This window comes from Labrys sp. E2SS-1L (assembly GCF_057073705.1).
This window is the reverse complement of the sequence record NZ_CP172712.1, coordinates 4,770,885-4,789,960: the sequence shown is the minus strand read 5'-3', so window position 1 is coordinate 4,789,960 and position 19,076 is coordinate 4,770,885. Positions and strand designations below refer to the sequence as shown.

General features: G+C 63.7%; 22 protein-coding genes. 13 read left to right on the top strand and 9 right to left on the bottom strand.

All coding sequences use genetic code 11. The features are described 5' to 3' along the window. Window positions 1-284: 284 nt before the first annotated feature. Window positions 285-1,298 carry a zinc-binding alcohol dehydrogenase family protein gene (locus tag ACIGJE_RS22405; protein ID WP_415080678.1) on the bottom strand — a complete coding sequence of 338 codons (1,014 nt, stop codon included), beginning with the start codon at window positions 1,296-1,298 and terminating at the stop codon, window positions 285-287. Window positions 1,299-1,401: 103 nt separating this feature from the next. On the opposite strand from ACIGJE_RS22405, the gene ACIGJE_RS22400 reads away from it, so the two are divergent. Next, window positions 1,402-1,776, top strand: coding sequence for a winged helix-turn-helix transcriptional regulator (locus ACIGJE_RS22400; protein ID WP_311942313.1), 375 nt, complete (start codon window positions 1,402-1,404; stop codon window positions 1,774-1,776). Between the two features lie 24 nt (window positions 1,777-1,800). Here the strand turns inward: ACIGJE_RS22400 and ACIGJE_RS22395 are convergent, their stop codons facing one another. Both ACIGJE_RS22395 and ACIGJE_RS22390 read right to left on the bottom strand, forming a co-directional pair. Continuing rightward, entirely contained in the window at window positions 1,801-2,505 is a 705-nt protein-coding gene (locus tag ACIGJE_RS22395) for a DUF1045 domain-containing protein (protein WP_415080680.1), read from the bottom strand. Between the two features lie 128 nt (window positions 2,506-2,633). Continuing rightward, window positions 2,634-4,220, bottom strand: a complete 1,587-nt coding sequence (locus ACIGJE_RS22390) for a gamma-glutamyltransferase family protein (RefSeq protein ID WP_483678732.1) — start codon at window positions 4,218-4,220, stop codon at window positions 2,634-2,636. A gap of 217 nt (window positions 4,221-4,437) precedes the next feature. Here ACIGJE_RS22390 and ACIGJE_RS22385 point away from each other — a divergent pair, with 217 nt between their 5' ends. Both ACIGJE_RS22385 and ACIGJE_RS22380 read left to right on the top strand, forming a co-directional pair. Then, on the top strand, window positions 4,438-4,695 hold the full coding sequence (locus ACIGJE_RS22385) for a hypothetical protein (RefSeq protein WP_483678730.1): 258 nt from the start codon (window positions 4,438-4,440) through the stop codon (window positions 4,693-4,695). A 34-nt stretch (window positions 4,696-4,729) separates the two neighbouring features. Further along, complete coding sequence (locus tag ACIGJE_RS22380; RefSeq protein WP_415080685.1) at window positions 4,730-5,674, top strand: alpha/beta hydrolase fold domain-containing protein; 945 nt, start codon at window positions 4,730-4,732, stop codon at window positions 5,672-5,674. 11 nt (window positions 5,675-5,685) lie between these two features. Here ACIGJE_RS22380 and ACIGJE_RS22375 read toward each other — a convergent pair whose 3' ends face one another. After that, window positions 5,686-7,032 (bottom strand): MATE family efflux transporter, encoded by a 1,347-nt coding sequence (locus ACIGJE_RS22375; protein ID WP_311942325.1) that lies wholly within the window; start codon window positions 7,030-7,032, stop codon window positions 5,686-5,688. A 74-nt stretch (window positions 7,033-7,106) separates the two neighbouring features. Then, entirely contained in the window at window positions 7,107-7,532 is a 426-nt protein-coding gene (locus tag ACIGJE_RS22370) for a DUF1330 domain-containing protein (RefSeq protein WP_311942327.1), read from the bottom strand. Between the two features lie 203 nt (window positions 7,533-7,735). On the opposite strand from ACIGJE_RS22370, the gene ACIGJE_RS22365 reads away from it, so the two are divergent. Together ACIGJE_RS22365 and ACIGJE_RS22360 are read left to right on the top strand one after the other, a co-directional pair. Then, a complete protein-coding gene (locus ACIGJE_RS22365; protein ID WP_311942329.1) occupies window positions 7,736-8,071 on the top strand; it encodes a GIY-YIG nuclease family protein in 336 nt (111 codons plus the stop codon). Between the two features lie 194 nt (window positions 8,072-8,265). Further along, a complete protein-coding gene (locus tag ACIGJE_RS22360; RefSeq protein ID WP_311942332.1) occupies window positions 8,266-8,535 on the top strand; it encodes a hypothetical protein in 270 nt (89 codons plus the stop codon). Window positions 8,536-8,689: 154 nt separating this feature from the next. Here ACIGJE_RS22360 and ACIGJE_RS22355 read toward each other — a convergent pair whose 3' ends face one another. Continuing rightward, the gene (locus tag ACIGJE_RS22355) at window positions 8,690-10,390 is read right to left on the bottom strand and encodes a vWA domain-containing protein (protein ID WP_415080690.1); all 1,701 of its coding nucleotides are present in this window, start codon (window positions 10,388-10,390) and stop codon (window positions 8,690-8,692) included. 366 nt (window positions 10,391-10,756) lie between these two features. Here ACIGJE_RS22355 and ACIGJE_RS22350 point away from each other — a divergent pair, with 366 nt between their 5' ends. The 4 genes from ACIGJE_RS22350 to ACIGJE_RS22335 all read left to right on the top strand — a co-directional run bounded on the left by ACIGJE_RS22350 (window position 10,757) and on the right by ACIGJE_RS22335 (window position 14,090). Continuing rightward, window positions 10,757-11,059: a hypothetical protein gene (locus tag ACIGJE_RS22350; RefSeq protein WP_311942338.1), complete on the top strand. Its 303-nt coding sequence runs from the start codon at window positions 10,757-10,759 to the stop codon at window positions 11,057-11,059. 598 nt (window positions 11,060-11,657) lie between these two features. Further along, window positions 11,658-12,245: a L,D-transpeptidase gene (locus ACIGJE_RS22345; RefSeq protein WP_311942341.1), complete on the top strand. Its 588-nt coding sequence runs from the start codon at window positions 11,658-11,660 to the stop codon at window positions 12,243-12,245. A gap of 226 nt (window positions 12,246-12,471) precedes the next feature. Then, window positions 12,472-13,347: a glyoxalase III HchA gene (hchA, locus tag ACIGJE_RS22340; RefSeq protein ID WP_415080693.1), complete on the top strand. Its 876-nt coding sequence runs from the start codon at window positions 12,472-12,474 to the stop codon at window positions 13,345-13,347. Window positions 13,348-13,385: 38 nt separating this feature from the next. Further along, complete coding sequence (locus tag ACIGJE_RS22335) at window positions 13,386-14,090, top strand: PA1136 family autoinducer-binding transcriptional regulator (RefSeq protein ID WP_415080695.1); 705 nt, start codon at window positions 13,386-13,388, stop codon at window positions 14,088-14,090. Window positions 14,091-14,206: 116 nt separating this feature from the next. Here ACIGJE_RS22335 and ACIGJE_RS22330 read toward each other — a convergent pair whose 3' ends face one another. From ACIGJE_RS22330 to ACIGJE_RS22320, 3 genes are all read right to left on the bottom strand, one after another. Further along, window positions 14,207-14,395 (bottom strand): hypothetical protein, encoded by a 189-nt coding sequence (locus ACIGJE_RS22330; RefSeq protein WP_149251642.1) that lies wholly within the window; start codon window positions 14,393-14,395, stop codon window positions 14,207-14,209. A 316-nt stretch (window positions 14,396-14,711) separates the two neighbouring features. Then, entirely contained in the window at window positions 14,712-14,930 is a 219-nt protein-coding gene (locus ACIGJE_RS22325) for a hypothetical protein (protein WP_068284582.1), read from the bottom strand. A gap of 204 nt (window positions 14,931-15,134) precedes the next feature. Continuing rightward, complete coding sequence (locus ACIGJE_RS22320) at window positions 15,135-15,635, bottom strand: RT0821/Lpp0805 family surface protein (RefSeq protein WP_311942356.1); 501 nt, start codon at window positions 15,633-15,635, stop codon at window positions 15,135-15,137. Between the two features lie 21 nt (window positions 15,636-15,656). Between ACIGJE_RS22320 and pdxH the strand changes: the two genes are divergently transcribed. From pdxH to ACIGJE_RS22300, 4 genes are all read left to right on the top strand, one after another. Beyond that, window positions 15,657-16,301 (top strand): pyridoxamine 5'-phosphate oxidase, encoded by a 645-nt coding sequence (pdxH, locus tag ACIGJE_RS22315; RefSeq protein WP_415080738.1) that lies wholly within the window; start codon window positions 15,657-15,659, stop codon window positions 16,299-16,301. 129 nt (window positions 16,302-16,430) lie between these two features. Then, complete coding sequence (locus ACIGJE_RS22310) at window positions 16,431-17,183, top strand: SDR family NAD(P)-dependent oxidoreductase (RefSeq protein ID WP_394311955.1); 753 nt, start codon at window positions 16,431-16,433, stop codon at window positions 17,181-17,183. A gap of 148 nt (window positions 17,184-17,331) precedes the next feature. Further along, complete coding sequence (gene fabI / locus ACIGJE_RS22305) at window positions 17,332-18,150, top strand: enoyl-ACP reductase FabI (protein WP_068284574.1); 819 nt, start codon at window positions 17,332-17,334, stop codon at window positions 18,148-18,150. Window positions 18,151-18,385: 235 nt separating this feature from the next. Beyond that, window positions 18,386-18,967 carry a histidine phosphatase family protein gene (locus ACIGJE_RS22300; protein WP_311942366.1) on the top strand — a complete coding sequence of 194 codons (582 nt, stop codon included), beginning with the start codon at window positions 18,386-18,388 and terminating at the stop codon, window positions 18,965-18,967. The last annotated feature ends 109 nt before the right edge of the window (window positions 18,968-19,076 follow it).

The window sequence follows — 19,076 nt, the reverse complement described above, 5'->3', positions numbered from 1 at the left end:
CGATTCACCACTCGGAGGGTTGTAACCCGCCGAGTGGGGCGGAAGCATGGCGCTCCCTAGAGCAAAGCGCGTTCAGGCGTGAATGCTTTTTTGCTCTGACTCTTTGGTTCGACGCGTCTTTGCGATGCTTGGTGATTCAACCAAATCGCAAAACGCCACAGCCTTTGGTCCGGGAGCGCGCTGTTTGATAACAGCTTCCGGCTTCGGAACCTGTCAACGCGGCCGGGTTGTCCCGAACTCTTCACGGGCGCGGGAACTCAGCGCCCGCGCGCCGCTCGCATTTCTCAGAAGCCCTCCAGCACGATCTTGCCCTTGGCGCGCCCGCTTTCGATCAGGGCGTGGGCCTGCTTCAAATTTTCGGCATTGATCGGACGCAGCACCTGGCTGAGCGTGGTGCGGATCCTGCCTCCGTCGATCAGTGCGGCGACCTCGTTCAGCAGTTTGCCCTGCTCGTCCATGTCCGGCGTCTGGAAGATCGGGCGGGTGAACATCAGTTCCCAATGGATCGAGGCCGCCTTGCGCTTGAAGCCCATGATGTTCAAGGCTTCGGGATCGTCGATGAGCCCGAACCGGCCCTGCGGGGCGATCAGTTCGACGATCTCGTCGAGGTGGCGGTGGGTCTCGGTGGTGGAAAAGACAAAGGCGGGTGCTCCGATTCCGAGCGCCGCAATCTGTTCGGCGATCGGCTTGCTGTGGTCGACGACGTGATGGGCGCCCAACTCGCGTACCCAGTCCTGTGTCTCCGGGCGCGAGGCAGTGGCGATGACCGTCACATCGGTCAGCGCGCGGACGAGCTGGATGGCAATCGACCCGACCCCGCCGGCGCCGCCGACGATCACGATGGCATTGGCCGCTCCGGGCACGGGGCGGCGAATGTCGAGCCGGTCGAACAGCATCTCCCAGGCCGTGATCGCCGTCAGAGGCAGGGCCGCAGCCTCTGCATTCGACAGGCTTTTGGGTTTGTGGCCCACGATGCGCTCGTCGACCAGATGAAACTGGCTGTTGGCGCCGGGCCGGGTGATCGAGCCGGCATAGAACACTTCGTCGCCGGGCTTGAAGGCGGTAACCGCCTCGCCGATTTCGGCCACCCTGCCGACCGCGTCCCAACCCAGCACCTTCCACTCACCGGCTTCAGGCGAGGCCCTGCGGCGCACCTTGGTATCGACCGGGTTGACGGAGATTGCCGCGACCTCGACCAGAATGTCGTGGCCGGTTGCCTTGGGCCGGGGCAGCTCGAAGTCCTCGAGCGCCGTGGTGCTGTCGATGGCGCCGGCTGTCCTGTATCCGATTGCTTTCATGGCTCGTTCCTCGTCGCTGATTGCTATGGGCGGAACTTGTGCTTATGATTGCTTATCGTCAATATGCACAAAAAACGCCTATAGTATCACAAAGGATACTGTCATGGCCAAAGCGCGCCATTCGCGGTTCGATTGCACGCCGGGCTGTTCGGTCGAGGCAGCCATCGGCCTGATCGACGGCAAGTGGAAGTCGATCATCCTGTTCCATCTGCTCGCCGGCACGCTGCGCTTCAGCGAGATCCGCCGCCACATCGCCAATGTCACGCCGCGCATGCTGACCAACCAGTTGCGTGAACTGGAGGAGGACGCGCTGATCGAGCGCAAGGTCTATGCGCAGGTACCGCCCAAAGTGGAATACAGCCTCTCCCCCCTCGGCCGCAGCATGGAGCCGGTCCTGCTGGCGCTGAAGGCCTGGGGGGATGCCCATATCGGCTTGTACGGCAAGCCGCATGCCGCCGAAAAGGCAGACGCGGCCTGATCCATCCCAGGAAAGCCGCCGCCGTCAGCCCTGGAGCGTGGCGACGTCGATCACCTGGAAACGCCCGCCATCCTCTTGGCGAAACAGGCCGAGGCGGTCGATGCGCAAATGCGGAGCGACCTCGAGCTCCTGGGCTCGGGCGTCCAGGTGTTCGCCGATGGCCGCGGCATTCTCGATGGCGCCCGACAGCGTCATGTGAAAGCGGAATTCTTCGAGCACATGGGGGTAGCCATGGGCATGGAGATAGCCACGCTGGCGCTCGCTCAGGCGGTCCGGGTTGCGGCGCGCGATTTCGGAGGGCGTGAGCGGCGCACGCAGCCTGTCGAAATGCCTGACGATGCTGCTCTCGAGGACGGCCAGCTCGGCCGGCGGCTCGGCGGGCACCATGGCGAGAAAGGCGCGGCCGTCGCGCGAGGACGGAATCGGCAGAATGGCCCAGGCGCCGAGATCGACCGGCCGATGGGTCTTGGCGAAGGCAACGAAGTCCGATGCAAGAGCCGTTTCGTCCACGCCCTCGGCCGCGCGGAAGGGAGCCTTCAAGGTGGCATGGAAGCCATAGAGCCGGGGATCGGCGGTCATCTCATGCCAGGCGGACGCCGAGGCAAGGGCAGGGTGCCATTGCGGCACGTCCCGGCCGGTAAAGGCATCGTAGCCCAGGACTTCGCTGCCGAAGCGCCAGAGCGCCGAATCTGCAGCGGGCACATAATAGATCGCGTAGCGTGTCGCCATTCTCGAACATCCATAAACCTGCTCTGCAGCATCGAACTTGATCCCGAAGGTGAGATCGATGCCATAATTTGTTGTTTCCAAAGTCCCTTTTATTAAAGGGCCGATATCCCCCCCCTCGGCTCGATGGGCTAGAGCCCGAGGGCCCCGCCATCGGCGCGCGGGTCGTGCACCGCCTCGATGCGTCCGTCCCTGATGTGACGGACGAGCGCGCCAGCATGGCCGAAGCTGTCTGCATAGGGCTGGCCGATGTCGATGGGATGACCAGCGCGGTCGAGCGCGTTGAGGAGGCTTTCGTCGAATCTGTCTTCCAGCTGGAGCACGGATTTCCTGGTCTTCCCGTCGCGAGCGAGGACGAAACGCGGGGCATCGACGGCAGTCGCAAGGTCCTCGCCGAGGCGATAGCGTGAGAACAATTGCGCCAGGATCTGCGGCTGGGCATCGCCGCCCATGGTTCCGAAAGGCATCACCCGTCCGTCGGCAAACAGGGCCATGGCCGGGGCAAGCGTATGGAAGGGCAGGCGCCCCGGGGCCAAGGCGCGCGGCGAGCGGGCGTCGAGCGAAAAGGCAAGGCCACGATTCTGCATCAGCAGGCCGGTCTTCGGCAGGACCAGGCCCGAACCGTAGTCCCAATAGATCGATTGGATGTAGCTGACGGCAAGGCCTTCCTTGTCGATCGCGCCCATCCAGACGGTGTCGCCCTTCGCACCCTGCGGGGAGGAGGGAGCGGCGCGCGCCATCGAGATCGCCGCGGCTTCGCGCTCCAGGAAGGCCGGGATGAGGAAGGCGCCCGGATCTGCGCTCATCGAGGCAGGATCGGCAATCTCGCGATCGGCGATGGCCGAGGCCCGTTTGGCCGCCTCGATCAGGCCATGGAGGTGTTCGAAGCCGCCTGCTCGCTTGAGGCCGAGGCGTTCGGCGAGGCCGAGGATGATCAGGGTGGACAGGCCCTGCGTCGGCGGCGGCAAACTAGAGAGTGTGACCCCCGGCAGGGCGAGGCTCAGCGGCTCGCGCAGCCGTGCTTCATAGCGTCGGAAATCCTCCCGCGTGACGAGGGCACCGGCGCGGTCGAGATCGGCGGCGATCTCGCGGGCCGCGTCGCCACGATAGAAATCGTCGAGCCCGGCATGGGCGAGTTGCTCCAGCAGACCCGCGAGAGCCGGCTGCAGGAGGCGGTCGCCGGCCTTGAGGGCTTCGCCTGATGGCATGAAATGGGCTGCGAAGCCTGGCACGGCCTTGAGTTCATCGATCTCTGCCGCTTCGACGCGGGCCTGCGAGGCCGAGACGGTAATGCCGTCGCGGGCATGGCGGATGGCGTCTTCCAGCAATAGGGCCACAGGTAGCCGTCCCCCGAAAGCCCTGGCCATCTCGGCGGCGATCTGCCAGCCGGCGATTGCGCCGGGAACCGTGAGGCTGGAGAGGACGCCGCGAGACGGCACTTCGTCATAGCCGAGATCGCGCAGGGCCGAGATGGTGGCCCGGCTGCCGGCGGGGCCGCAAGCCTGGATCGCCCGGACGCGGCGGCTCTTGTCGGCCACCAGCCAGAAACCGTCACCACCCATGCCGTTCATATGCGGATAGGTGACGGCGATGGTGGCCGCCATGGCGATCATCGCCTCGATGGCATTGCCGCCCTGGATCAGGATGCGCTGGCCGGTTTCGCTGGCCGGATGATGGGGCGTGGCGACGGCAGCGTGACCGAAAACGGGGGGTTCCATGGGCAGGGGACTTTCCAAGCGAAGGCTTACATGGACGATTTGTCATCTCATGCACCCCGAGATCCGTCGGGAATCCAAAGGCGCCTGAAAACAATGCGTTAGCGCAGGAGTGCCAATTCGCTCCAGCGTGCTTCGTTCCAGAAGGGGCGTAGCAAAGCGCGGCGCGATGGTATAGAGGCATGGGACGACATTCACGGAAGCCGCCAGGGAGCCGCCTTTGCCCAGCTCTGACAAATCCATCAATTGGACCAGCCTGATCACCATTTGCTCGGTTGCCGTTCTGATCGGCACCGAGTTGCTCGGTGCGGCCTGGGCTTCCGGCTGGGCGCTGGCGGGATTTTTCCAGCTCGGCCCCACGGTCGAGATCATCCTGCAAGGCGTGTTCGGCCTGATAGCCCTCTATGCCATTTTCGTCTTCCTGAGGCAGGCCAGCCGGGTCGAGCCGATTTTCAAGCGTGAAGGCGCCAGCTCCTAAGGCGCAAGGCCCTGAACCGCTATCCGGCGGCGGGATGGCGAAAGCCGTCGAAGGCAGCCTCGCCGCGCGCTCGCTGCATGGCCTGTTTCGCCTGCTGAGGGTGAAGGATTGGGCGAGGCCGCCGGTTCTGAAGGCCTTGATCCGCCTGAGCCGCCATACCGGTCCTGCACTGCCTCCCGCCCGTTTGCGCAATCTCTGCGAGATCCGGCAGGACATGGCGCATGGTGACCGCGTATTCCACCTCGGTCCACGGGATGGCGGGCAGGCGCCCTTCCATCTGCTCTACTTGCATGGCGGCGCCTATTCGTTTGCGATCAGCTTCCTGCATTGGCGTTTTCTCGAAGATCTGATCCGCCGTACCGGCTGCAGTGTCACGGTGCCTTTCTATCCTCTGGCTCCGGAAAACGATCCTCGCGACGTGCTGGCGAGCGTGCTGGCGCATTACACGGATCTGTGTGCCCGCATCGCCCCGGAGCGCATGGCGGTGATGGGCGATTCGGCTGGAGGCGGGTTGGCCCTCGCGCTGGCCCAGGCCCTGGTCTCGGCCGGTCGGCCCCAGCCGGGCCAGATCGTCCTGCTCTCGCCCTGGCTCGACCTCACCATGGAGGATCCCGCGACGCTGGCTCATAGGCCACATGACCCGGTGATCACGCCCGAGGCAGCCCGTGTGGCGGCGCGCCTTTATGCCGGTGACCTGCCGCTGGACGATCCCGGTATCAGTCCGCTTTATGGCGAGATGCGGGGGCTCGCGCCAGTCGCCGTCATGACCGGCACGGCCGATCTCCTCAATCCCGAGGCCCACAGGCTGGTGCAGCGTCTGGAGGCGGCGGGACAGCCCATCGACCTCCTCGAGCAGGCTGGCATGGTGCATGCCTGGATGCTGCTGCCGCTGCCGGAGGCCGTACGCGCGCGGGGGCAGATCGGCGATCTGCTCAATGCGCGCTTCCGGCCGGAGGGCAAGGTGACCCATCCGGCCTGATTTCCGGCCGCTCAGGTCAAGAGCCGCGCCGGTCTCTTCGACCAGACGAGGCGGTAGTAACAGGCCTGAAACAGCAGATTCGCGGCGAACCCGGCCGCATAGCCGATCCAGATACCGGACAGGCCGAGCTTTGCATCGAGCAGGCAGGCCAGCGGTACCTCGACCAGGGCGATGGCGGCCATGAACAGCACCATCGGCACCAGGACCGTACCATCTGCCCGCATGACCCCGCTTAGCACCGCCGACCAGCCGGCGAGCACCACACTCCACAGCACGATGCGCAGCAGACCTGCGGCGGCAAGAGCCGTGGCGGAATCGGTGATGAACAGGCCGATAGCCACCGGGGCAAGCAGATAGGCGCCTACCACGAAGGCGCCCGTGGTAACCAGGTTCAGACGCAGTCCCGTTGCCAGGATAGGCCCGACGGCGCCTGGCTTGCCCGCGCCGATGCTGTGGGAAGCCAGGACCGTCGCCGTGATGCCCAGCGACATCACCGGAAACTGCACCCAGCTCATGATCTGATTGATCGCGCCGTAGCTGGCCGTTGCGCCGATGCCGTGCCGATTCACCAGGCCAAGCAGCACCAGTTCCGCCACTGCCAGGCTCATCATCTGGCCGGCGGTCGGCAAGCCGATGCGCAGGATGGCCGGAACGAACGAAACATCGAAGGCAGGTGACAGCGATGGCGCCAGTGGATGTCGGCGGCGGCGCCAGTGCCAGGCAAGCCAGAGCAGCGACAACGCATAGGCGCCGATGGTGGAGACGGCGGCGCTCGCGATGCCGAGACGAGGCAGTCCCGCCCAGCCCTCGATCAAGGCTGGCGTGGCGACAAGAGACAGTGCGGTTGCGAGGAGGAGCACGAAGAGCGGCGAGACGGTATCGCCGACGCCTCTGCTCATCGAGGTGACGAGCCAGAGCAGGAAGATCATGGGGCAACCCACTGTGATCAGGCGCGCATAGTCGATGGCCGCCGGCAGGATCGTCATGGGCGTGCCGAGGGCCTGCAGCAGGCCGGGAACGGCGAAGTGGCCGAACAGGGCGATCGGCAGGCTGAGGGCGAGCATCATCACGATGGCGGTGGCGGCGATACGGCGAACGCGCGGGCGATCGCCTGCCCCCCAGGCCTGGCCGATCAGCACGGCGGCGCCGCTGCTCAGGCCGATCACCAGCGAGAGCGCCAGGAACAGGATCGGAAAGAAGGCCGATACCGCGGCAATGGCCGGCAGGCCGAGCAACTGGCCGATCCAGATGCCGTCGAGCGTGCCGGAGGCGGCCTGGAGGACATTGGTCAGCATCATGGGCAGGAGGATGCCGAGATAGAGGCGCCATAGGGGGCGGGAGGTGGGAGACGATGACATGGCGGATACCGGGCAAGCGCATGCAATCCGGGCGGCGGACCGCCAGGTGCATGCGGGAAATCGACGGGTGAAAATCAGGCAGGAATCGGTAGTTCCGTCAGCGGCAACAGGCGTGAATCGACCAGCGCGGCGGTGCGGTGCCCGAGCCCGGCGAGATAGTCCCGGTCTTCGGCAAAGGCGAGGAAGCTCTGCACCGAGGCCTGCCGGATCAGCATGACCAGGTCCCAGCGTTCGGTTTCGGGGCCGATCAGGAACGCACCACCGTTCCCGAGAAACTGAACTTCGCCGCCACTTCGGGACAGGAAGGGCAGGGTGTGGACGATATATCGCCGGAAGGCTTCCTCGCCGGTGATCGGCGCGGCGGGGGCGAGATCCGGCGAGGCCGAATAGTCGGCAACCTCACGAAAACGCAGGAGATTGAGCATGGTGATGGGGCCGGAAAGGCCCCGCGTCACGAAGGCTCGTCCGGCCTCCTGCGTAGGAGAGAGAAAGGGCGGCATGATTTTTCCTCGGCATCCTGCGGAGTCCAGCCTGGGCAGGCACTTGTCTGCCGCCGAACGGGTGGACTGTGAATGGCGGCCATTATACCCGGGTAAAATTATGCAGTCAATATACCCGGGTAATATTGCCTCACATGCCGATCTGGTTTATGGCTGCCTTCCAACGTGCAACGCCAACCCGGTTCGGCCGAAGGAGGCCGCCCATGAAACGCGAAGATCGCAAGGCGGCCGTCGACGCCTATAGGAAGCGCAAGGTCGCGGGCGGCATCTATGCCGTTCGCTGTGCGGAGACGGGGGAATGCTGGGTTGGCCGGGCGCCGGACCTCTCCAAGATCCGCAACCGGCTCTGGTTCACCCTGGGCCAGGGTGTCAGCCTGAATCAGGCCTTGCAGGCCGCCTGGAACCGACACGGAGAACAGGCCTTCACCCTCGAGATCGTCGAAGAACTCGAGGATGAAGAGGTCGCCTTCATACGCGACCGGGCCCTGAAGGAACGGCTCGATCACTGGATCGTGGTGCTGACGGCAAAGCCGATCTGATGCCGTCATTGTCCGGTGATGGAGGCGTCTTCGTCGGTACGCCGTGCTCGAGCGCTTGGCGATGCTGAAGGCAGTCGGTCCGGATCCGGTCGGGCACCCAACCCATTCTTGTAATGGTCATGAACGACGTGGCGCTTCTCATTTGACGCCGGAACAGCGCATGATGCAGATCGCGATTACCGGGGGCCTTTCGCATGTCCGATCTTCCAAGCGACGATCAGCTTCGCATCACGCTTGCGCGAACGCTCGGCCTCGTCTTCGAGGATTGGAGCATGCCCGATCCGACACGCATGGAACTGGATGTCGAGCAGGCGATTCGACAGGCGGTCCGGCGAGCCTGGCCGGACTTGACCGTCACCGCGGTGGTGGCCGGACTTCGGCACGAAGGCGAAGTCGATAGCATCGATCTCCTGATGGCCGACACCCGCAGCGGCATCAAGAGACGATATCTGGTGTTTCCCTGACATGCGTCGCGTTCGGGGCAGGGCGCTTGCAGGCTCCAACAGTGCCGATGCCTGTTGAGGCACCCTTGCATCTGCTATCGAATTCATTCGCAAGTCGCTGCCGATGGCCGCACCTCGTCCCGTAAAGGGGCGAGGACGGGCACCGAAATCGGGATCATTGCGGCAGGGCCAGCTTCACCTCATTGCGTATGCCGGCCTTGATGTCGACGTCCTGGACGACGCTGACATCGCCCTTCCAGGCGCTGATCTTGTATTTGCCGGCAGGCAGGACGTAGTTCGCCGGCAGGGTGTAGAGCCGGGTAATTTCTTTCGCCTCGCCATAGATATCGGTTTCGGGACTGGTGATGCGCACCGAGTCCGCACCCGGCGCGTCGAGGGCGGCAAGGCCTGCATCGAGGGGGAAGGAAGCCGTGACCGTCTCGCCCGCCTTGATCTCCAGGGGGAAGACGCGATCCACCCCGTCGATCTGGACATGAACGCGATAGGTACCGGCAGCAATGTCGAAAACGGGTTCGCCGTCATAGGCATCGGCCAGGAACGACTCACCATCGACCGGCGTGGCGCCGGCGAGGATCTCCACATGGGGATCTTTCGCGACGGGGCCTCCGGAAACGAAGACAATCTTGCCCTTGAGCTTGCCCACGCCGGCGATGACCTCGACGGGGACCGTTTCGGCCGGTGCGACCTCGACGTCACGGGATTGAATGGACGTGCCGAGCTTGAGGGTGACGCTGTATTCGCCCGCCGGCAGGATGACGGACGTCTCGGCATCATAGGCGGTGAACAGGTCGTCGGTGCTGCCCTTGGCCTTGACGGTCCAGGTCGCGTTTTCCAGGGCCGTTTCAGTCGCGGTCCGCTTGGCGCGCAGCCCAAGGCGGCCGGCATTCAACGCCATGTCGACGCGGTTCATCTCGCCGGCCTTGATGGTGATGGGAGCCTTCACGCTGGCCTGTCCCGCCGTGAGCGTCAGAATGTAGTCACCTGGGGCGACCTGCTCGTGGATGTTGGCGTTGTAGCTCGTCATCACCGTTTCAGGCGCCACGCCTTCCGGCGCCGGGCGGGCGAGTTCCCACTGCACATTGTCGGTGAGCGGGTCGTCGCCGGCCGCCAGTCTCGCATAGCCGGTCAGGTTCCAGTCAGGCTTGGGTTCCGCCTTCGGCTCGGCCTTGGGTTGCGGAGCCGGCGCAGGCGGCGGCGGATTGCCTTGCGCCGTGTGAACGGCCTGTTGGATGGCCTTGGTGAGTTCGCCGGCATCCTCTGCCTGCAGGGCGATGCCGCCGGTCGCCTCCGCCATGCAGCGTAGTTCCCGGTTGGCCTCGGGATCCTTGATGTCGAAACCGACAGTGTCGACGACGAGGTCGATATCGGCCTTCTTCAAGGCAGCGGCGACCTCGCAGGGGTCGGCATTGCAGGTCTCGACGCCGTCGGAGACGAGAATGATGGTCGACCGGCCCTCCTGCCCCTTCATCGCTTCGGCGGCGGCTCGCACGGCGTCGGTCATCGGCGTACGGCCCTTGGGCGACAGGCCCCCGACCATGGCCATGAAGGCCTGCTCGTCGACGGGGCCGACCGGTTTGAGCGTCTCGATGTCCTTGCAGTCGCCCTTGCGGCGGTGGCCATAGACCATCAGGCCGAGCTGATCCTCCGAAGGCCAGCCTTTCAGGATGGTGCCGACGGTTTGGCGGGCCGCTTCGATCTTGGTGATGGCGCCTACCTTGCCCCACATCGAACCCGAGGCATCGAGCACCAGCATGACGCGAGCTCCTTCTTCTGCCCTCGCGCTCGCCGCCATCGGCGACAGGGCGCCCGCCAGGCCGAGGAAGCCCAGAAGGAGGAAGCAAAAGCCTTTCTGCATGGAAAACTCCAATGGATCTGCCGATCGGAAGCCCGTCCGGCCATGCTCGCCGGTTGCCGGTTCGAACACAAGCGAAGGTTGCGTGCCCTGGCAGGGCGCAGAATGTGTCGCCGTCGTCCGTTACCTCTGTGCGCTTTCGCATAGGGGGGACGCGAGGTGATGGTGTTCATTCGGCATTGACGGCGCCACCTCCCGCGCACCGCTTGAATGCCCTTCTCCCGCTTTTTGGACAGGCGGCATGCTGATACCGCCCCGCAGCGATGTGCGAAAACGCACAGCGCGAAGGGGCCGTTTCCAATTAACCATTGCTGTATCAGCTGGGCCGGAAATCAGCACGAGCCCACGCAAAATCGTCGGGGACTATCGATGTTGACCTCAAACGCACGCCTGGACTGGAACGACGACATCGACATGTCGGCGCCAGACATCACCGAGCTGCATCGCGCTTATATGCTGTCGATCCGGCAGCACCAGCGTCTACTGGGCGAGCTTTGCGCGACGCTGTCCAGTCTCGGTGTCGCCATCGACAATTCTCCTCTCGACTCGCAGATGCGGGATGCCCTTTCCGCCGGTGTCGGCCGTCATGTCGACCTGGCCCGCGGGATCATCGCTGGAATCGACAGCGCATTGAGCTTCTCGGCGCCGACGCGTCCGTCGACCGCTCATTGACGAATAGTCGCTGCAGCGGCAGCCGGCTGTGCCGAAAGGCACAGGGGTGCAGCGGCCGGGAAACCGGGTTGCCGTGGACGTAACTCTACTCTCCATAGCAGTACCTTGAGCGGGCAGGCCTTGCAGGAGGTTTGTCCGCTCCTTTCAGCTTGGATTTCCCGTAGAGAGCGAACCTTACGCTTGGTTGCTTCAGGAAGCCGGCGCAGCTCTTCCAAGGAAGAGGCACGATGCGTGTCCTCACCTCGCCTGCGTTACAGTAAGGCAGGGGCGGCTTCGTCGGGGTAGAGCACGTTCTTTTTCGATCTCTCTCCTGCCCAAACTGTTTGTTTCTGCGTATCTTTGTCATTTCCTGGGGTTCCGCTAGGTTGCAAAACGCTCCAGGGGCGGGTTTCCGAGTGGGTCACGGGGGCGGCGTATGATATCGGCAACACTTCTTGTTTTTTAATCAAACCGCATTGACACCCACTGGCTGTTTCATTTTTGTACTGCTGATGTGTTGATGTTTCCGGCTCTCGTCTGCCTAGTACCGCCGGACTTAACCGAACAGTAACCATAATGATGTCGGTACTAGCTACGCGCTGACGTATTCGGGGGTACTATGAAACTGGTCCATTTCGCCGTGCTCGCGGCCATGTCGCTGAGTCTGGGCGCCTGCCAATATACCAAGACGGCCGATCCCGTGCTCTCGGAGCGGGACGCTCAGTTCATGGCGATGATTCCCACCGGCGATGTGGACAAGATGTTTGCCCGCTACATGGTCGACAATCCCACCGGCGAGCCGCCGGGCGTGGTGGTGGTCGAGACCAAGCAGCATCTGCTCTATTATACGCTGCCCGACGGCAAGGCGATGCGCTATGGCGTGGCCCTCGGCAGCGAGGCTTTCGGCTGGACGGGCGAGGCCGTCATCGACCACAAGGCGGAATGGCCGACCTGGAATCCGCCGGCCGAGATGATTGCGCGCTGGCCGCATGTCAAGCGCACCGAGGGTGGCTGGACCAATCCTCTCGGCGCCCGCGCGCTCTACCTCTTCCAGGGCGGCAAGGATACGCTCTATCGCATCCATGGCACCAACGAACCCGAGAAGATCGGCCGCAGCGTATCGTCCGGCTGCATCCGCATGCGCAACATCGACGTGATCGATCTTTATAACCGCGTTCCCGCCGGCACGAAGGTGATCGTGCGCTGAGATTTGCGGTTTCGGGCATCCCGGCGCGTCCGGGCTGGCCTGCCCGGCATTCGTTCGACATGAAGCCCCGGATCTTTCCGGGGCTTTTTGTTTGCCCGGCCGGCGCTGCATGGTTGCCGAATGAGGGGCGGTCTTTCTGGCCAGGTTGAGGGAAATCCCTCATCCGAGGCGCGTGGCATGGAGACTATCCTCGGTGGACGGTTCATATCAGCCCGGAGAGACCAACATGACCGACCGCTCGGAAGACAGACGTCCTACCCCCGATCGTGCCGAGGAGAATGCCTTCTTTCCTTCGCCCTATTCACTGAGCCAGTTCACGTCCGCCAAATCCGGCCTGGGGGATGCACACTACCCCGACGCCTATCGCGGAGGGCGCTGGAAAATCCTGATGATCGCGGCGGACGAGCGCTATCTCCTCATGCGCAACGGCACGATGTTCTCGACCGGCAACCACCCCGTCGAGATGCTGCTGCCGATGTACCACATGGACCAGGCCGGTTTCGAAATCGAGATCGCCACCCTGTCGGGAAACCCGGTCAAGCTGGAGCTCTGGGCCTTTCCGAAGGAGGACGATGCAGTCCAGGGCATCTATCGCAAATATCTCGACAGGCTGAAGCAGCCACTGAAGCTGTCCGACGTCATCGAGGGCCGGCTCGGCAATGCCTCGGATTATATCGGCGTCTTCATCCCCGGGGGACATGGCGCCTTGATCGGCCTGCCGCAAAGCCGCGACGTCAAGGCGGTGCTCGAATGGGCCCTGCGCAAGGACAAGCACATCATCTCGCTCTGTCATGGCCCTGCGGCCTTGCTGGCCGCCTCGATCGGCGAAGCCAAGGCAGACTCCCCCTTCAAGGGCTACAAGATTTGCGTGTTCCCCGATTCGATCGACGCGAAGACGCCCGATATCGGCTACATGCCCGGACCCATGCCTTGGTTCATCGGCGAGAAGCTGCGGGAAGCCGGTGTGGAAATCCTGAATGACGACATCACCGGCCGAACGCACCAGGATCGCAAGCTCATTACCGGCGACAGTCCTTTCGCATCGAACAATCTTGGCAAGGCAGCAGCCCGCGCTCTGATCACGGAGGCAGCCGCGCTATAGTCGCCCGGATGACGGCGCATGAAGATACGGATCAAGACATGGATCAGCTCCACGGCACGGTCTTCGCCATCGAGAGAAGCGACGACCTTGCATCGATCCAGCGCCGCGTCCGTGCTGCCGCTTTGCCGTTCGGATTTGATCGTTTCGTGCTGTTTTCTGCAGCCCCGGTGCGCGACGACCTGATCGAGAAGATCTATTGGGCGGAGGGGGATTGGTTTGGCGACGGGACTGTCGTGGATGCGAAGACCTATGTCCGCCGCTGCCCGGTGACGCGCCATATCCTGTCCACGGACGAAGCCTTTTTCTGGACCAAGACGGTTTCGGGCCGCGGCGAGAAATATCGCGTGGTCCGCACGCCTAGGGGGGCAGGGGTGCATGGGCTGCAGATTCCCGTCTTCGGCCCCGCCGGTCTCGAGGGCGCCGTGACCTATGGCGGTGAGCGGATCGACAGCTCTGCGCGGGCTCGCATCGCCCTGACGATCATCGGCGTCACGGCTTTCCGCTCGGCGCGGCGCCTCATCGAAGGTGGTGGCGACGACACGGCCGCCAACCTTACGCCGCGGGAGCGCGAAGTCCTGCGCTGGACGGCAGCGGGCCGGCGACAGGCGGACATTGCTGCGACACTCGGCTTGTCGGAGCGGACGGTTGAAAATCATCTGCGCCGGGCACGCCTGCGCCTGGGAGCAGCGACGACTGCGCAGGCGGTCCGAACGGCGATTCGACAAGGCGAAATCGAGGACTAAGCGAGTCGTTTCGGAAAACGCGCTTTGCTTCCGCATGTCTTACCGGACGTCACCGAGGCTTGCCCCAGGACGCGCGAACCGTCGCCGGATATACCGACCTGCAATATTGCCAAGTCTTACGACTGGGCCATCTGCTGAAGGCGAGTATAGGCCGCCTCCGCGCTCATCTGGCGCTGGTCCTTTTCCTTGCGCGCCGCGCCCACGGCGGCGGCCAGAGCCGGGATGGCGATCTTGCCATAACGATCCTCGAGCTTTTCCCGCTTCTCTTGCGCGGGCTGCTGGAGACGCGATCCCTCGATGTCCATAATCTGGTCCTCAACCAAGATACACGACAAGTACGTGCACGGATTTACGCAGTTACGACAACAACTTATCCCATAATTGACAGCGAAGGCGTGGGAATTATGACGGAACGGCGACATGATTAGCCCAATTGCGACATTGACGTTATTTTGCTGCAGCATGTTGCAAGAACGTCACAAGTAAATGAGCCGCATGGCCATAAAGAAAGCCGCGCTTTGCGGCGCGGCTGCGATGCATTCATAAGTTCAATGTTACCGATATGCCGCGCGCATGTCGTTGCAGCCGCGTCGCATATCGATAAATGCAGGATGCTTCCGCTCAGGCGGCGAGATCGTCGTCTTCGTCGCGCAGGCAGGCCGGCATTTCATGCTTGGGCTTTTCGGGTTTGGCCACGACCCGGGCCACCTGCGCCGCGGCAGCGGCGACGGCCGAAATACCGATGGCGCGATAGAGATGCTGCAACTGCTCGCGCGGGGACCCTTGCTGGGGCGCGAGCCCTTCGCCCGGTCGGGCGGCGGAAAGAGGGGAGGTCGTCATAATTAACTCCATACGCAACGACACGCTCTACTTGCATTCACCCTGGAGGTGCTTTGAAGCGAGGTGAGGGCCGGACTGTGAATATTTGGCGGCGAAGCTATCATGGTTAACGTGAAGGCTCCGTGATACTTCGCACGGCATGGTGGGCAGTATAGACCCCGCCACCTGAATGTTCGATTAACCGGGCCTCCGGCACCGGCAAATTCATGCCCTCGGCAGGGCCCAGGGCTGGACGCTGACGATCGACCAGGCCGTACCGCTCTTGCGGCAGCCCTTGCCCTGGTACCATTGCGCCGGGTTCGATCCCCGGACCAACCCCCCGGTCTGGTCCGACTGCGCCGCCACAAAGCTGCGGCAGGTGAGCTTGTTCTCGACATAGGTCTCGGCCACCGGGGTCACCGAACCATGGGCGCCGGTCGTCATATTCGACCATTGGATCGACGCGCCCGGATTCTGGGGGTCCATGGCAGCCTGCAGCGCAGCTTTGGCTTGCTGCCAGTCGGCATCGGTCATGCTGGCATTGAGGCGGATGTCCTGGGCGGGAATCGAGCCGGTCGTGGTCTGATCTTCGGCCGAACCGAAGATCGGGCCGAGAGGCGTCGAAATGGCGCAGCCTGTCAAAATGACACTGGCGATCAGCGCTGACAGTGGGCCGCGGACGCGGTACGCGTTATAAGCGCCCTTGAAGACGAACAGGCTGAACACAGTGGAGCCACCCCAATGACCATGACGTTAGGTAATCTTGGCACGGGCGAGTTAACGCCGGGTGACTCGGCTGGCTTCCTCGGCGCGTCCGAACCGTTTTTGCTGTTTGCGCAATGGCTCGCGGAGGCGGAGAAATCCGAGCCCAACGACCCCAACGCCATGGCGCTCGCCACGGTAGATCCCGATGGCTTGCCGGACGTTCGCATGGTGTTGCTCAAGGGCCTCGATGACAAGGGATTCGTATTCTTCACCAACACCCAGAGCACCAAGGGCCAGGAACTGGCCGGCACGCCCAAGGCCGCCCTGCTGTTTCACTGGAAGAGCCTGCGCCGGCAGGTGAGGGTGCGCGGGCCGGTGGAGCGTGTCACGGATGCGGAGGCCGACGCCTATTTTGCCACGCGCCCGCGCGGGAGCCGAATCGGCGCCTGGGCCTCGCAGCAGTCGCGGCCGCTCGAGGGGCGTTTCGCCCTCGAAAAGGCGGTGGCGACCTACACGGCCAAATTCGCCATCGGCGAGATCCCACGTCCTCCGCACTGGACCGGTTTTCGCATCCTGCCGGTGCAGATCGAGTTCTGGCACGACAGGCCGTTCCGGCTGCATGACCGCCTGGTTTTCCGGCGTGCCGAAAGCCAGGGCGGCTGGAGCCGCGAACAGCTTTATCCCTGAGGACAGCGGCGCTGCAATTCGGGATGCCATTCGCGGCGATCCGCCGCCCTATTTCATTTGGGCGTCGTGATATCTATGTCTTCTGGCATGGCTCTTGGGAGCCGCCCCCCTTTTCGATCGGTTACATCAATGACAAGCAGTTCCTCCCAGCATCCGCAGCGCGCGATGATCCTCACCGGCGCCTCCCGGGGGATCGGGCATGCCACCGTCAAGCGCTTTTCAGCGGCAGGCTGGCGGGTCATCACCTGCTCCCGCCATGCTTTTCCGGAGGAATGCCCGTGGGAGGCGGGCCCCGAGGATCACATCCAGGTCGACCTGGCCGATCCGGCCAATACCGAGGAAGCGATCCAGGAGATCAAGCGCCGTCTCGACGGCAGCGGCCTGCATGCACTGGTCAACAATGCGGCGATTTCGCCGAAGGGCAAGGGTGGCTCGCGCCTGAGCAGCATCGAGACCGGGCTTTCGGATTGGCAATGGGTATTCCAGGTCAATTTCTTCGCACCGATCATGCTGGCGCGCGGGCTGATCCAGGAGCTCGAGCAGGTCAAGGGCTCGGTGGTGAACGTCACCTCGATAGCGGGCGCGCGCGTTCACCCCTTTGCCGGGGCCGCCTATTCGACCTCCAAGGCTGCCTTGGCCGCCCTGACCCGCGAAATGGCCTCGGACTTCGCGCCGCGGGGCATCCGGGTCAATGCGATCGCGCCCGGTGAGATCGATACCTCGATCCTGTCGCCCGGCACCGAAAAGATCGTCGCGCAGATCCCGATGCGCCGCCTCGGCACGCCGGACGAGGTGGCCAAGACCATCTACTTCCTGTGCACGGACCAGAGTTCCTATGTGAACGGGGCCGAGATCGCCATCAATGGCGGCCAGCACGTCTGACGGCGGTGTTCCGGGGGCGGGAAGGTTGCCCACAATGCTCCCGGCATGACAGGGATGGTCTATTCCTCAACAAATAGGTCTATCGCCCCTTCCCCCCTGCGCAGCCTTCCGTTATTCATGCCGTTCCTTTCGAATAGGCAGTTGCGGAATGACAGCAAGTGGATTGATGGCCGGCAAGCGCGGCCTCATCATGGGTGTGGCGAATAATCGATCGATCGCCTGGGGTATCGCCAAGGCGTGCAGGCAGCATGGCGCCGAGCTCGCCTTCACCTATCAGGGGGACGCCCTCAAGAAGCGCGTTGAGCCCCTGGCTGCCGAACTTGATGCCCTGGTCGTCGGCCATTGCGACGTCACCGACGGCGCCAGCATCGATGCGGTGTTCGCCGAAGTTGCCGCCAAATGGGGCAAGCTCGACTTCATCGTCCATGCGATCGCCTTTTCGGACAAGGATCAGCTCGACGGCCGTTATCTCGAGACGACCGAAGAGAATTTCACCAAGACGATGCTGATCTCCTGCTATTCGCTCACCTCGGTCGCCCAGCGCGCCGAGAAGCTGATGACGGATGGCGGCTCGATCCTGACGCTGACCTATTACGGCGCCGAGAAGTGGATGCCGCACTACAACGTCATGGGTGTGGCCAAGGCCGCGCTCGAGGCGAGCGTGCGCTACCTCGCCGCCGATCTCGGCGAGAAGGCGATTCGCGTGAACGCCATCTCAGCCGGCCCGATCAAGACCCTTGCCGCTTCCGGCATCGGCGATTTCCGCTACATCCTGAAGTGGAACGAATACAACGCGCCGCTGCGCCGCACCGTCACTATCGAGGAAGTGGGCGAAGCGGGGGCCTATCTGCTCTCCGACATGTCGCGCGGCGTTACCGGCGAAGTGCACCATGTCGACGCCGGCTACCACGTGGTCGGCATGAAGAATCCGACCTCGCCCGACATCACGCTTGCCGGCAAGGACTGAGCGGCAAGGGCAGGCTTTGGAGCACCGATCCAGCGATTCTGCGGGAGCGGGCAGCACGAAAACGAGACGGGCGTTCGCCGGTTGGCGTCATGCCCGTCCAAGAAGGATCTGCAAGATATCAAACACTTGCAGAGCGTCTGGGTGTCAACCGTAAGTGGGCGACCTTGAGAAGCTCTGCTTGGGGAGGCAGGACGGCCTCCCGTCAGGTTCATGCGTCCAAAGCAGGAGTAAGCCCGTGGCGCCAACACTTTACTTCATGCGCCACGGCGAGACCGACTGGAACGCTGAAGCGCGCCTGCAAGGCCAGCAGGACATTCCCCTCAACGAAGCCGGACGCAAGCAGGCTGCCGAGGCTGGCCACAGGCTTGCCGAGATTCTGCCTGAGCCGGACGGCTTGCCCTGGCTGGTCAGCCCGCTGGGACGCACGCGCGAGACGGCGGAACTGGCGCGCAAGGCGATCGGCCTGCCGCCGCAGCGCTACACGACCGATGATCGCCTCAAGGAGCTGACCTTCGGCGATTGGGAAGGCCGAACCTGGGCCGAATTGCGGTCGGTGGACCGCAACATGGTGAAGGCGCGTACGGCCGACAAATGGGCCTATGTCCCGCCGCGCGGCGAAAGCTACGCCATGCTGCACGACCGCATCGCGCTCTGGCTCAAGACGGTGACGCAGGATCAGGTGGTTGTCAGCCATGGTGGCGTTGCCCGCGTGCTGATGGTGCTGCTGGCCGGCAAAGCCAGCGCTCAGGCGGCCGAAGAACCGATCTGGCAGGGCAAGCTGCTGGTCTTCCGCAACAAATCGGCCGAATGGGCTTAAGGCATTTTCGCGGCTGACCAGAACCGCCGAAGCAGATAAGCGTTTCGGCGGTTCTGGGCATCAGGCCCGGCGAGGCCTGCCGGCCTCGTCGAGCAGGGTCGCTTGCAGC